This window comes from Curtobacterium sp. MCBA15_008 (genome assembly GCF_001865065.1).
In the GTDB taxonomy this organism is placed as follows: domain Bacteria; phylum Actinomycetota; class Actinomycetes; order Actinomycetales; family Microbacteriaceae; genus Curtobacterium.
In genome coordinates, this window is record NZ_MJGN01000056.1 from 247,209 (window position 1) to 259,850 (window position 12,642).

Consider the following 12,642-nt stretch of genomic DNA (forward strand, 5'->3'; position numbering starts at 1 on the left):
GTCTTCGTACCCGGATCCTCCATCCAAGGAGCGCACCATGCACCGAACACTGCTCGTCGGCGCCGTCGCCGCGATCGCACTCGCGACCGTGGCCGTCGGCGCACCCGCCCAGGCCCACGGCCCCGACCACCGGGTCCCCGGTCTCCGCGTCGGCCCGGCCACCACCCTCGCGTCCGGGCTCGTCTCGCCGCTCAGCCTCGAGGTCGACCGGCGTGGCCGGGTCGACGTCACGCAGAACTTCGCGGGCCAGCTGAACCGGGTCGGCCCGGGGGCGACGACCACGACCCTCGCGACCGCTCCCGCCGGACAGGAGATCGGGGCGGTGTCCTCGCGCGGCGACTCGGTCTACTACGCCCAGAACGACCAGCCGAACGGCGTCGCACGCCTGATGGTGCTGCCGCCCCGCGGTGCCGCACGACAGCTCGCCGACCTCGGCGCGTACGAGGCCCGGGTGAACCCGGACCGCGTCAACGGCTACGGCTTCCGCGGTTTGCCGTCGGCGTGCGCGGCGCAGGTGGACCCGACGGGTGAGGCCGGTCCGGCACGCTACCGCGGCATCGTCGACACCCACCCGTACGCCTCGCTGGCGCAGCGCGAGGGCGTGTACGTCGCCGACGCCGGCGGCAACGACATCGTGCGTGTCGGGTACGACGGCCGGGTGTCGACCGTCGCCGTCCTGCCCCCGCAGCCGCCGGTCCGTGTCGACGCGGCGACGGCCGCGGCGTTCGGGTTCCCCGCGTGCGTGGTCGGCTACGGGTACGCCTTCGAACCCGTCCCCACCGACGTCGAGCGCGGTCCCGACGGCTGGCTCTACGTGTCGACCCTGCCGGGTGGACCGGAGACCGCCGACCTCGGAGCCCGCGGCAGCGTCTACAAGGTCAACCCGTGGAACGGCACCGTGCAGCGCGTCGCGACCGGGTTCGTCGGGGCGACGAACCTCGCCGTCGACCAGCGCACCGGCGTGGTGCTCGTCAGCGAGCTGTTCGGCGGGGCGGCCGGTACCGGGCAGGTCTCGGTCGTGTCGCCGTGGTCGGGCCGCACCGTCCAGACGCTCCCGGTCTCGTCGCCCGCGGCCGTCGAGCTCCGGAACGGGGCGCTCTACGCCACGACCGACGCGTTCGTGCCGGACGCCGAGGGCAACCCGCAGCCGATCGGCAAGGTCGTCCGGTGGAGCATCACCAACCGGCACGACCACTCCCGCTGGGGTGACGACGGGGCGCGCGGCTGGCAGTGACGGCCTGTGCTGCGTGGCGACGAGGGGACTGACGCCGTGGACATCGACCCGGACGAGTACCGCCGCACGTTGCACCGCGCCGCGCAGCACGCGCTCGACTGGATCGCCAGTCTGCCCGACCGGACCGTCCGACCCGAGCAGGACGTCGAGGGCGTGCTCGCCGCCCTCGACCGTCCGCTCCCGGACGGTCCGGCGGACCCGGCCGGGGTGGTCGACGACCTGGCCGCCCTCGCCGGGCCGGGACTCATGGCGATGCCGTCCGGTCGGTTCTTCGGCTGGGTGATCGGCGGCACGCTGCCCGCGGCGATGGGAGCCGACTGGCTGGTCAGCGCCTGGGACCAGAACGCGGCGATGCGGTACCCGACGCCCGCCACCGCCGCGCTCGAACAGGTGGCGGGGACGTGGCTGCTCGACGTGCTCGGGCTGCCGCCGGAGTCCGACGTCGGCTTCACGACCGGCGCGACGATGGCGAACTGGACCGGGCTCGCCGCCGCCCGCGCCTGGGTGCTGGACCGCGTCGGCTGGGACGTCAACACCGCCGGACTGGCCGGGGCGCCGACCGTCACCGTGCTCGCCGGCGCCGAACGGCACACCTCGCTCGACCTCGCCCTCCGGTACCTCGGGTTCGGGGCACCGACCCTGGTCGCCGCGGACGAACAGGGTCGGATCACGGTCGACGACCTCCGTGCCCACCTCGACCGCGTCGACGGCCCGGTGATCGTCTGCCTGCAGGCCGGCAACCTGCACTCCGGCGCGTTCGACCCGATGCGCGCCGCGATCGCACTCGCCCACGAGCACGGCGCCTGGGTGCACGTGGACGGGGCGTTCGGGCTGTGGGCGGCGGCGAGCCCGTCGCTCCGGTCGGCCCTCGGCGCCGGGCTGGACGGCATCGAGACCGCGGACTCGTGGGCGACGGACGCGCACAAGACGCTCAACGTGCCGTACGACTGCGGGGTGGCGATCGTCTCGCGGCCGTCGGTGACCCGCGCGGCGCTGGGGACGCAGACCGCCTACCTCATCCGCGACCCGGCGGACGTCTCGGAGCCGTTCGACCTGGTCCCCGAGATGTCCCGGCGTGCCCGCGGTGTGCCGGTGTGGGCGGCGCTCCGGCAGCTCGGCCGGTCCGGCGTCGTCGCGCTCGTCGACCGACTCGTGGCGAACGCCCGGGCCCTGGCCGACGGACTCCGGGCGCTGCCCGACGTGCAGGTCGTCAACGACGTCGTGTTCACGCAGGTGTGCCTGACCTTCGGCTCCGACGAACGCACCCGAGCGGTGACCGCCCGGCTCATCGCGGACGGTGACGTGTGGATGTCCGGCTCCCGGTGGGGAGGGCGGGACGTGCTCCGCATCTCGGTGAGCAACTGGTCGACCGACGCGGACGACGTGCGGTTCTCGGTCGAGGCGGTTCGGCGGGCGATTGCGGCGACCGCGGCGACCGCGGCGACCGCCGCGACGCCCCAGGCGTGAGTCGCGGTCCGCCCGCAGCCACGCGGACGGATGACGAACGCCCGGTGAACCGGAGCGCCGTCCTGTCCGGACAGGTTCGAGCTGCACGCGGGCGACGTGTTAGCGTCCTCGCGACAGCGCCTAGGGTTCCGGGACTCACCGTCCGCCTGGTCCGAGCGGCGCCACGCCCCGCCACCGAGCGCGGAGCGTCATCTGAACGGACAAAAGCCTGGAGGACCTCCCCGTCGCGCCGCGCGTCGGGTGGAAGGTCCTGCCGTGTCTCCGTTCGCCGTCCTCCTCGTCCTCTCCGCCGCCGTGGCGCACGCATCGTGGAACGTGCTCGCGCACGGGGTCAGTCGCATCGGCCTGCCCTTCCTCTGGCTCGGCGCGGTCTCGAGCGTCGTCGTCTGGGTCGGCGTCGTCCCGTTCACCGGGGGACTCGGTTCCGGGAGCGTCGGGGCGTTCCTGCTCGGCATCGTCGTCTCGGGCCTGCTGCACGTGGCGTACATGCTCGTGCTGCAGCGGGGGTACCGGGTCGGCCGGCTGTCGACCGTGTACGCGACCGCGCGGGGGACCGGCCCGACGATCAGCGTCGTGCTCGCGGTGACCCTGCTCGGCGAACGGCCGTCGTGGTGGTCGCTCGCCGGTGGCCTGCTCGTGCTGGTCGGCGTCGTCGCGGTGGGGCTGGCGGATCGCGGCGACGGCGCCCCCGTCGGACGCGTCCTCTCGCCCGGACGGCGCCGGGTCGACCCCGGGCTCGTCGCCGGTCTGCTGACCGGGGTGGCGATCGCGGCGTACACGATCTGGGACGCCCACATCGTCCGGGGCGGTGCCTCGCCCGTGGCCTTCATGGTCGGGTGCACCGCGGTCGAGGTCGTCCTGTTCGGGGCGGCCCTCGGTCCGCGCCGACGGGAGGTGCTGCCCGTGCTCCGTGCGCACTGGGCCCGGGTGCTGGCCTTCGGAGTGCTCTCACCGTTGTCGTACATCCTCGTGCTCCTCGCGATCACCATCGCGCCGGTCGCCCTCGTCGCCCCGATGCGCGAGGTCAGCGTCGTGCTGGTGAGCGTCTTCGGGGTCGTGGTCCTCCACGAGGGCCGAGCAGGTACGCGGATCGCGTCGTCGGTCGTGGTGCTCGCCGGCATCGCGCTGCTCGCCGTCTGAGCGGAGACGGGCGGCGCCGGGGCACGACCCCGACTCCGCCTGTCCGGACAGGTGCATGCCGTGTTCACCTCCCGGACAGGTCGGGTGCACCGTCCGGGCACGGCCCTTCACCTGTCGGCTGTCACAGTTGCGGCGTCCTGAGCGGACACCCCACCCCACCGCCCGAAAGGTCACCATGCCCATCCCCGCCCTCAAGCCCCTGGTCGCAATCGCCGGCGCCCTGGTGCTCGCCGCCACGCTCAGCTCCTGCTCCGCCGGGTCGACGGCGGCGGCCGGCAGCGACGAGACCGCGTCCACGAAGTACGCCGCCGACGCCGACACGATCGTCTTCGGCGTCGTGCCCGACTCGGTCGACACCGAGACCAACTACCAGCCGCTGATGGACTACCTCGCGAAGGAGACCGGCAAGAAGGTCGAGTACCACGAGTCGACCGACTACGCCGCCCTCATCGAGGCCTCGGTCGCCGGCAAGATCGACGTCGCCTCGTTCTCCGGCTTCACCTACGTGACGGCGAAGAACAACGGCGCGAAGATCACGCCGATCTCGTCGATCATCACCGCCGAGGGGCAGAAGCCCGGCTACTACAGCGAGGCGATCGTCCCGAAGGACAGCGACATCACCTCGCTGAAGGGCTTCGAGGGCAAGAAGGTCTGCTTCGTCGACCCGTCCTCGACGTCCGGCTACCTCTTCCCGAGCTACAACCTGCTGAAGGCCGGCATCGACCCGACGAAGGACGTCACGCCGGTCTTCGCCGGCAAGCACGACGTCAGCGTGCAGAAGGTCGCCGCAGGCACCGAGTGCGACGCCGGCTTCGCCGAGGACAGCGAGGTCGAGAAGAGCAAGGACGTGAAGGTGGTCGCGAAGACGATGGTGCCCGGCGCGCCGATCGTCGTGTCCGACACCCTGCCGCAGGCCGAGAAGGACACCGTCACGAAGGCGCTGTCCGACGTCACCATCGACGACATCATCGCCGCGGGTGTCACGAGCGCGGACAGCGACGGCTTCCGCAGCGTCTTCTACGGCACGAAGCCGGTCGACGACGGGTACTACGACCTGATCCGCGACATCTGCAAGACGACCAAGTCGAGCACCTGCCAGGCATGACGACCAAGTCGAGCACCTGCCAGGCATGACGTCCGACCGCCGGAACCCGACAGTCCGAGGAAGCACCATGACGTACCACGACCACCAGCACGACCAGGCGCCGGCAGTGGCGATCACCGCCCTGACGAAGCGCTTCGGTGACACGACCGCCCTCCGTGACGTGTCGCTCACCGTCCAGCCGGGCGAGGTCGTCGTCCTCCTCGGACTGTCCGGGTCCGGCAAGTCCACGCTGCTCCGGCACGTGGACGCCCTCGAGGTCCCGACCTCCGGCTCCGTCCGGGTCGGCGGGACCGCCGTGCACGACCTGTCCGGACGGCGGCTCCGCGACCTGCGTCGGCAGGTCGGCTTCGTGTTCCAGCAGTTCGAGCTCGTGCCCGCGCTGACGGTGCTGGAGAACGTCCTGACCGGGGCACTCGCCACCCTGCGGGGGCCGCGGCTCGGCCTGTGGTCCTACCCGCGTCGACTGCGGCACCGCGCGCTCGCACACCTGGACCGTGTCGGACTGCTCGACCGCGCCTACCAGCGGGCGGACACGCTGTCGGGCGGACAACAGCAGCGCGTCGCGATCGCCCGGGCGCTCATGCAGGACCCCTCCGTCCTGCTCGCCGACGAGCCGGTCGCGTCGCTCGACCCCGAGTCGAGCGGTCAGGTCATGGCGCTCATCCGCGAGATCGCCGCCGAACGGGGGCTGACGGTGCTGTGCAGCCTGCACCAGGTCGACCTCGCGCTGTCCTGGGCCGACCGGATCGTCGGACTCCGGCACGGCGAGGTCGTCCTCGACACCCGCACCGAGGGACTCGGCAAGGCGCAGGTCATGGAGATCTACGGCCAGGTCGCGACGTCGACCGACGAGTTCGCGGCCGTCGAGGCCCTGCGCGACGCACCCGCCCACGCCACGAGCGGGCAGCGGGCATGACCGCCGTCGCCGAGCGGCCCGCCGTCGGCTCCCACCGTTCGCCCGAGCAGGCCGTCGCGGCGGCACCACGCCGACGCGTGTCGCCGGAGCGCGTCGCCGCCGGGCTGACCCTCGTCGCCCTGGCCGTGCTGGCGTGCGTCGCCCTGGCCCGGATCGACATCTCGGTGCCGAACATGGTCGCGTCGTGGTCGAACGCGGAGCACTTCTTCCAGCGGGTCGGCACCGTCCGGTTCCCCGACGCGGCGACGCTCCTGCAGCAGACCGCCCTGACCGTGGGGCTCGTGCTGCTCGGCACCCTGCTCGCCGCCGTGCTGAGCGTCCCCGTCGCGTACCTCGCCGCCGGCAACACCAGCCCGGGGCGCGGCTGGATCGCAGCCGCACGGTTCGTGAGCGTCCTGACCCGCGCGGTCCCGGACGTCGTGCTCGCGATGGTGTTCGTGCTGCTGTTCACGATCGGCCCGCTGCCCGGCATCCTCGCCATCGGCATCCACTCGATCGGGATGATCTCGAAGCTGTTCGCCGACGCCATCGAGCAGATCGACGAGGGACCGCGGACCGCGATCCGCGCCACCGGGGGCACCCGCCTGCAGCAGTTCACCGCCGGTGTCCTGCCCCAGGTGCTGCCGTCGTGGGTCGCGACCATCCTGCACCGCAACGACATCAACCTTCGCGGGTCCGTCATCCTCGGGTACGTCGGCATCGTCGGGCTGGGCCGCGAGATGTCGTTCGCGTTCAAGTCCCTCGACTACTCGCTCGGCATCGGGTACGCGATCGTCATCTTCGCGCTCTGCGTGCTCATGGAGATCGTGTCGAGCTCGGTCCGCGCCGCCATGCTCGGCATCGCGCCGACCGGCCGGGGGATCGGCGCGAGCGCGATCCGGACACGCATGCGCCGCCGGCAGGCCGGCAACGCACCGACCACGCCGCGCGGTGCCGCCACCGCACCGCGCTTCGCCACCCCGGAGGACGCCCTCCGCCGTCCGTGGACCGCCGCCCGCGTCCGCACGACGGTGTGGTCCTGGGTCGCGATCCTCGTCGTGATCGGCAGCGTCGTCGTGTGCGACATCGCCTGGGGCGACCTCGGCACCGTGTGGGGGAAGATCCCGCCGGTCGCCGCCGGGTTCTGGCCGCCGTCGTTCGGCAGCTACGGTGCCGGCGTGATGGTCTCGGCGATGTTCGACACCGTCGCCATCGCGCTCGCCGCCACCCTGCTCGCGCTCGTGTTCTCGATGGTGATCGGCTCCTTCGCGGCACGCAACGTCGCACCGACCCGCGGCGTCCGGACCGGCGCCCGGTTCCTGCTGGTCGTCGTGCGCGGCATCCCGGAGACGATCCTGGCCGTGGTGCTCATCGTCATCACCGGCCTCGGCGCCCAGGCGGGCACCCTCGCACTGGCGTTCGGCGGCATCGGCCTGCTCGGCAAGCTCGTCGCCGACTCGCTGGAAGAGGTGCAGCCCGGACCGGAGCGTGCCCTCACCGCCACGGGCGCGACGCGCTTCCAGCGCTACGCCGGGGCCACGGTGCCGCAGGGCATCCGCGCGATGATCGGTCACACGTTCTACCTCGTCGACACGAACATCCGCGCCGCGACGATCCTCGGCATCGTCGGTGGTGGTGGGATCGGCTACTACCTGCTCAACGCCGCGCAGGGCTCGAACTACGCGTCGGTCACCGGGATCGTGCTCATGATCCTGGCCACGGTGCTCGTCGTCGAGGGCATCGCCATGTGGATGCGGAGGGTCTTCCGATGAGCACGACGAACACGTCGGCGCAGGGCGCCGGTGCCGAACACGTCGACGTCCTGGTCGTCGGCGCCGGGATCGTCGGACTCGGCATCGCCTACGAGGCGATGCTCCGCGGCGCACGCGTCGCGGTCGTCGACCGCGCCGCCGGCGTCGTCGGCGCGAGCGTCCGCAACTTCGGACACGCGTGCATCACCCCGCAGACCGGTGACGCCGCCGAGTACGCCCAGGAGGCGCGGCGCCGGTGGACGACGCTGGCTCCGCTCGCGGGGTTCGTCGCGCGTGAGCGCGGGGCGCACGTCGTGGCGCGACGACCGGAGGAGCTCGCGGTGCTCGAGGAGTACCGGTCGGCGGGCGCCGACCTCCGCCTGCTCGACGCCGCCGGCATCGCCGACGCCGTCCCGGTGGACGCGTCGAGTGCGATCGGGGGAGCGCACCTCGCCCGGGACCTGCAGGTCGACCCCCGGGAGGCAGCGCCCGCCATCGCCGCGTGGCTCGCCACCCAGGGCGTCCGGTTCCACTGGCGGACCGCTGCGCTCGGCATCGAGACCGGCGCGGTCCGCACGGCACGCGGCGACATCAGCGCCGACCGGATCGTCGTCTGCACCAACCACGACGTCGACCAGCTGTTCCCCGAGCTCGCCGAGCGCGCCGGCGTCGTGCGCTGCCGGTTGCACATGCTCCGTGCCGCCATCCCGCTGACGTTCCCGCTCGCGACGCCGCTCCTCACCGGGTGGTCGCTGCTGCGGTACTCCGGGTTCGCGGGGACGCCGAGCGCCCCCGCACTGCGGACGGCACTCGCCGCGGCCCTGCCCGAGGGCATCCGCTGGGACCTGAACCAGATGTACACGTCGCCGTCGGACGGCAGCGTCATCGTCGGGGACACGCACGAGCGCGACGTCGACGCGCCGCCGTTCCAGTCCGAGGACGGCTTCCGGCTGCTCCTCACGGAGACCGAGCGGTTGTTCGGCGCGCCCGTCCGGGTGCTCGACCGGTGGCAGGGCGTCTACGCGTCGTCGCCCCGGCAGGAGTTCCTGCTGGAGCGGCCGCTGCCCGGCGTGGACGTGGTGACGGTGACCACCGGCATCGGCATGACGACGGGACTCGGCCTGGCGCCCGCCGTGCTCGACGCCGCGTGATCGTGCGGTGCTGCCGCGCGCATCAGGCGCGCGACAGCACCGCACGGCCGGCGACCCAGACTCCGACGACCCGCTCACCGCGGACGGCGACGAAGTCCGCCCGGCGCCCGGCGGTGAGCACTCCGCGGTCGTCGAGGCCGGCGCGCTCGGCCGGGGCCGCGGTGACGGTCCGGACCAGGGCACGGAACGGTGCGACCCCCGCCGCCTCGGCCGCGCGGAGTCCGGGCAGCAACGACCCGAGGTGGTAGTCGGAGGTCACGACGTCGGCGTCACCGGCGGCCAGTGCGCTCCTGGCCGACGGACCCGAGCCGTGTGACCCGCCGCGCCAGAGGTTGGGGGCGCCGACGACGACCCCGAGGTCCAGCGCCCGCGCCTCGGCGGCGGCGTCGTCGGTGACGGGGAACTCGGAGATCCCGGACCCGAGCCGGTGCGCGGTGCGGACGGCCTCGACGGAGTCGTCGTCGTGCGCGGCGAGGACGACCCCGGCGGAGTGGGCGACCGCTGCGATGCGCTCCCGGCGGTGGGCGACGCCCGGAGCACCCGCGCGGAACCGGGCCAGGCGAGCATCGAGCTCGTCGTCGCCGACACGGTCGAGGGCACGGTACGCCCGACGCCACCGGCCTTCGTCCGGGTACTGGCCGCGACCCGGTGTGTGGTCCATGGACGAGACGAGTCCGACGTGCTCCGGGTACGCCGCGACGAGCTCGTCGAGCGCGGTGACGGTGGCGTCGCTCGTGACGTCGACGCGGAGGTGCACGCGGACGTCGAGCGGCAGCCGGACCGTCGCGAGGGCGTCGAGGACGGCGCGAGCGTGGTCGGCGCCACGGGCCGGGACGGTCTCCGGCTCGATCGAGCAGCAGAGGAACGCGGTCGTCACCCCGGCGAGCAGGGCGTCCGCGGCGAAGGCGTCCAGTGCGTGCGGCAGCGGGACGCCGACACCGGGGCGGGGCTGCTCGAACCGGGCGAGGGAGTCGGCGTGCAGGTCGACGAACCCGGGCAGGACCTCGACGTCGCCGAGGTCGACGACGTCCTCCTCGGCGCCGGCGTCGGGCGCGACGACGACACCGTCCCGGACCTGCAGGACGGTGTCGGTCGTCGCGCCGTCGCCGGTGTGGACGCGGGCTGCGCGGTAGGTCGTCACCTGATCATCATGGCGTCGGCACGACCAGGCGGCGGAGGTTCCCGGCCGAGGGCGGCGTCACCACCGCGTGACCGACGCCGTCCAGCCCGACCGGACGCTCGACCAGGTCGGCGAAGGGCAGCGCGGTGTCGGCGAGGAACGCGACCGCCGCGGCGAGGTGTCGCGGCGCGTAGTTGTGCACGCCGACGATCCGGAGGAGTCCTCGGACGATGCGCTCCGGGTCGAGCGACACCGGGCGGCTGGCGGACACCGCCCCCACGAGCACCGCGGTGCCGCCGACGTCGAGGGCGTCCACCGCGGTCTCGACGGCATCCGGGTAGCCGGAGAGCTCGAGGGCGACGTCGACCACGCCGACCGGGCTCCCCGGGGCGACGGCGGTCTCGGCCCCGAAGCACACCGCCCGGGCGCGCCGTTCGGCGTTCGGATCGGACACGGTGACCGTGGCTCCGGCCGCCGCGGCCATCGCGACCGCGGTGATGCCGAGCATGCCTGCGCCGGTGACGAGCACCCGGGCCCCGGCGAGCGGACGGTCGACGGCGTCGAGGCCGGCGGCCACCGTGGCGGTGGCACAGGCCGCCGGGGCGGCGACCGCTGCGGGCAGGTGCTCCGGCACCACGGCGATCGCGGTACCAGGCAGGAGCACGCAGTGGGTCGCGAAGCCACCGTTGAGCGTCCAGTCGGCCGTCGATTCCTCGTGCCCGTACTTGCGGAGCGCCCGGCACTTCTGCGGCATGCCCGCGGTGCACCGGTCGCACGCGCCGCACGACGCCGCGACCGACCACACCACGCGGTCCCCGACGCTGACGGGGAGTCCGGTGACGGTCGGGGCGGGTGCGCCCGGCCCGAGCGCGACGACCCGCCCCACCTGCTCGTGGCCGAGGACGCTCGGTGCCGGCCCGGCCCGGTGGCCCAGCGCGGTGTGCAGGTCGCTGCCGCAGACGGTCGCCGCCTCGACCGCGACGAGGACACCCCCGGACGGCAGCACGACGTCGCCCGCGAGTCGTTCGACGGTGACCGTCCGGCCGACGCCGTGCCAGAGGGCGTACCGGACGTCGAGCGCGGTCACGCGATCGACGGTTCGGCGGCGCGGACGGCGTCGGCCGCGTCGACGGTGTCGAGCAGCGCCGGGACGTCGGCGACCGAGTCGAGGACGTGGGTGTGCGCCACCGTCGCGAAGTCGATGTCGCCGTGCGTGCCGGTCCGGACGCCGGCGACGACGGACGCGCCGGCCCGGGAGCCCGTCAGCAGGTCAGCGACGGTGTCCCCGACGACGGCCACCCGGCGCACGTCGTCGGTCTCCGTGCGGATCACCGCCTGCAGGACCATGTCCGGGAACGGACGCCCGCGGCCCGCGTCCGACGGTGAGAGTGCGAGGTCGACGAGCCCGCACCAGCCGAGCGCGTCGAGCACGGCGTCGCGTGTCTCCGGGGAGAACCCCGTCGTCAAGGCGACCTTCCGGCCGGAGGTGCGGAGCGCCTCCAGGCTGTCCACCGCACCGTCGACGGGACGCACCCCGCGTTCCACGGTGCGGGCGTAGGCGCGTTCGAAGGCCGCATTGGCCGCAGCGGCGCGCGTACGGTCACCGTCGAACAGCGCGGTGAAGACGGCGATCTTGGACTGCCCCATCGTGTCGAGCGCGTACTGCACGGCGCGGTCGTACCCCGCGGTGCCGGCGTCCAGTCCGACGTCGGTGAGCGCGGTGCGGAAGGCGTCGACGACGACACCGCCGTCGTGGACGGTGGTCCCTGCCATGTCGAGGCAGACGAGCGAGATCATGGGGCTCCTGTGGTCCGGGCTCCCGCGGCTGCGGGGCTGCCGACAGCGTCCGGTGGTGCGGTGACGCCGATCCGGTCGGGAGGTGTCCGCCAGGTGAACAGCACCGGCCGGGCCGCGCGAGCCTGTCCGGACAGGTGTGCGCGGTGCCGCTTGCGGTCCGTTACAGTCCGCTGCGTGCCGGAAACGCGTTACCTCGAGATCGCGGCGGTCCTCGAGGAGGAGCTCGCCGATGCCGCCGTCGGCACCCGGATCGCCAGCGAGGCCGAGCTGTCGGCCCGCTTCGGCGTCGGACGGTCAGCGGCCCGGGCAGCGCTCCAGCACCTGCAGCGGCGGAACCGCATCCGACGGGTGAAGGGCGTCGGCAGCTTCGTCGCCCGGCGCATCGACTACCGGATCGGCTCCGGCGCCGCGCCGTCCTGGAGCCACACCGTCCGTGCCGCGGGCGGCGAGCCGTCCAGCGTCACCCTGTCCTGCGCGCTCGCTCCCGTCCCGGCGTCGGTCGCCGGACACCTCGGCCTCGACCCGGGCGCTCCGTGCCACCGGCTCACCCGCCGCTCGCTCGTCGACGGGCTGCCCGCGGCGTGGGGCGTCGAGTGGGTGCCGCCGTCCGTCGTCCCGGAACTCGCTCAGGCGCTCCGTGTCCGGAACTCGCTCTACGAAGTGCTCCGACAGACGGCCGGTGCGCGGCCGACCCGGCAGTGGGTCCGTGCCGGGGCCGACGTCGTCACCGAGGAGGTCGCACGGCACCTCGACCTCGACGAGGTCACCCTCGGCTGGTTCATCGAGAGCTGCACCGTGGACGGGGACACCGGCCGGCCCCTGCTCGTCAGCGAGCGGTGGATCCGCGCGGACGCGATGCGGGTGCTGTTCGAAGCCGGGACACCGGCACCGTCGGCTCCCTGACCGCAGCGCCCGCTCGATTCGTCCACCAGCGGGGGTGAGGGTGCGGCGGCGCCGATGCCAGCGTCGAGATCGCACTTCG

11 protein-coding genes are annotated in these 12,642 nt (G+C 73.6%); 8 read left to right on the forward strand and 3 right to left on the reverse strand.

What is annotated here, in order from left to right; all coding sequences use genetic code 11:
- Window positions 1–37: 37 nt before the first annotated feature.
- From BIU96_RS17500 to BIU96_RS17530, 7 genes are all read left to right on the forward strand, one after another.
- Window positions 38–1,234: a ScyD/ScyE family protein gene (locus BIU96_RS17500; protein WP_071293856.1), complete on the forward strand. Its 1,197-nt coding sequence runs from the start codon at window positions 38–40 to the stop codon at window positions 1,232–1,234.
- A gap of 36 nt (window positions 1,235–1,270) precedes the next feature.
- Window positions 1,271–2,701, forward strand: coding sequence for an aminotransferase class V-fold PLP-dependent enzyme (locus BIU96_RS17505; protein WP_071293927.1), 1,431 nt, complete (start codon window positions 1,271–1,273; stop codon window positions 2,699–2,701).
- A gap of 255 nt (window positions 2,702–2,956) precedes the next feature.
- Complete coding sequence (locus BIU96_RS17510) at window positions 2,957–3,841, forward strand: EamA family transporter (RefSeq protein ID WP_071293857.1); 885 nt, start codon at window positions 2,957–2,959, stop codon at window positions 3,839–3,841.
- 175 nt (window positions 3,842–4,016) lie between these two features.
- Complete coding sequence (locus BIU96_RS17515; protein ID WP_071293858.1) at window positions 4,017–4,946, forward strand: phosphate/phosphite/phosphonate ABC transporter substrate-binding protein; 930 nt, start codon at window positions 4,017–4,019, stop codon at window positions 4,944–4,946.
- Between the two features lie 67 nt (window positions 4,947–5,013).
- Complete coding sequence (phnC, locus tag BIU96_RS17520) at window positions 5,014–5,862, forward strand: phosphonate ABC transporter ATP-binding protein (protein WP_071293859.1); 849 nt, start codon at window positions 5,014–5,016, stop codon at window positions 5,860–5,862.
- On the forward strand, window positions 5,859–7,613 hold the full coding sequence (locus BIU96_RS17525) for an ABC transporter permease (protein WP_071293860.1): 1,755 nt from the start codon (window positions 5,859–5,861) through the stop codon (window positions 7,611–7,613). Before phnC ends, BIU96_RS17525 begins: the two co-directional genes overlap by 4 nt.
- On the forward strand, window positions 7,610–8,743 hold the full coding sequence (locus tag BIU96_RS17530) for a TIGR03364 family FAD-dependent oxidoreductase (protein ID WP_071293861.1): 1,134 nt from the start codon (window positions 7,610–7,612) through the stop codon (window positions 8,741–8,743). The genes BIU96_RS17525 and BIU96_RS17530 overlap by 4 nt, the downstream gene beginning before the upstream one ends.
- Window positions 8,744–8,765: 22 nt before the next feature.
- Here the strand turns inward: BIU96_RS17530 and BIU96_RS17535 are convergent, their stop codons facing one another.
- The 3 genes from BIU96_RS17535 to BIU96_RS17545 are packed head-to-tail and all read right to left on the reverse strand — an operon-like array spanning window position 8,766 to window position 11,660.
- Window positions 8,766–9,884 (reverse strand): alpha-D-ribose 1-methylphosphonate 5-triphosphate diphosphatase, encoded by a 1,119-nt coding sequence (locus BIU96_RS17535; RefSeq protein WP_071293862.1) that lies wholly within the window; start codon window positions 9,882–9,884, stop codon window positions 8,766–8,768.
- A 7-nt stretch (window positions 9,885–9,891) separates the two neighbouring features.
- Window positions 9,892–10,950 carry an alcohol dehydrogenase catalytic domain-containing protein gene (locus BIU96_RS17540; RefSeq protein ID WP_071293863.1) on the reverse strand — a complete coding sequence of 353 codons (1,059 nt, stop codon included), beginning with the start codon at window positions 10,948–10,950 and terminating at the stop codon, window positions 9,892–9,894.
- The gene (locus BIU96_RS17545) at window positions 10,947–11,660 is read right to left on the reverse strand and encodes an HAD family hydrolase (protein WP_071293864.1); all 714 of its coding nucleotides are present in this window, start codon (window positions 11,658–11,660) and stop codon (window positions 10,947–10,949) included. The genes BIU96_RS17540 and BIU96_RS17545 overlap by 4 nt, the downstream gene beginning before the upstream one ends.
- Window positions 11,661–11,834: 174 nt before the next feature.
- Between BIU96_RS17545 and BIU96_RS17550 the strand changes: the two genes are divergently transcribed.
- Complete coding sequence (locus BIU96_RS17550; RefSeq protein WP_071293865.1) at window positions 11,835–12,563, forward strand: GntR family transcriptional regulator; 729 nt, start codon at window positions 11,835–11,837, stop codon at window positions 12,561–12,563.
- Window positions 12,564–12,642 lie beyond the last annotated feature (79 nt).

Bases quoted from the DNA above. Each gene is read 5' to 3' on its own strand.
- BIU96_RS17515 (WP_071293858.1), top strand. From the start codon at position 4,017: ATGCCCATCCCCGCCCTCAAGCCCCTGGTCGCAATCGCCGGCGCCCTG.
- BIU96_RS17525 (WP_071293860.1), top strand. From the start codon at position 5,859: ATGACCGCCGTCGCCGAGCGGCCCGCCGTCGGCTCCCACCGTTCGCCC.
- BIU96_RS17545 (WP_071293864.1), bottom strand. From the start codon at position 11,660: ATGATCTCGCTCGTCTGCCTCGACATGGCAGGGACCACCGTCCACGAC.
- BIU96_RS17530 (WP_071293861.1), top strand. From the start codon at position 7,610: ATGAGCACGACGAACACGTCGGCGCAGGGCGCCGGTGCCGAACACGTC.
- phnC (WP_071293859.1), top strand. From the start codon at position 5,014: ATGACGTACCACGACCACCAGCACGACCAGGCGCCGGCAGTGGCGATC.
- BIU96_RS17500 (WP_071293856.1), top strand. From the start codon at position 38: ATGCACCGAACACTGCTCGTCGGCGCCGTCGCCGCGATCGCACTCGCG.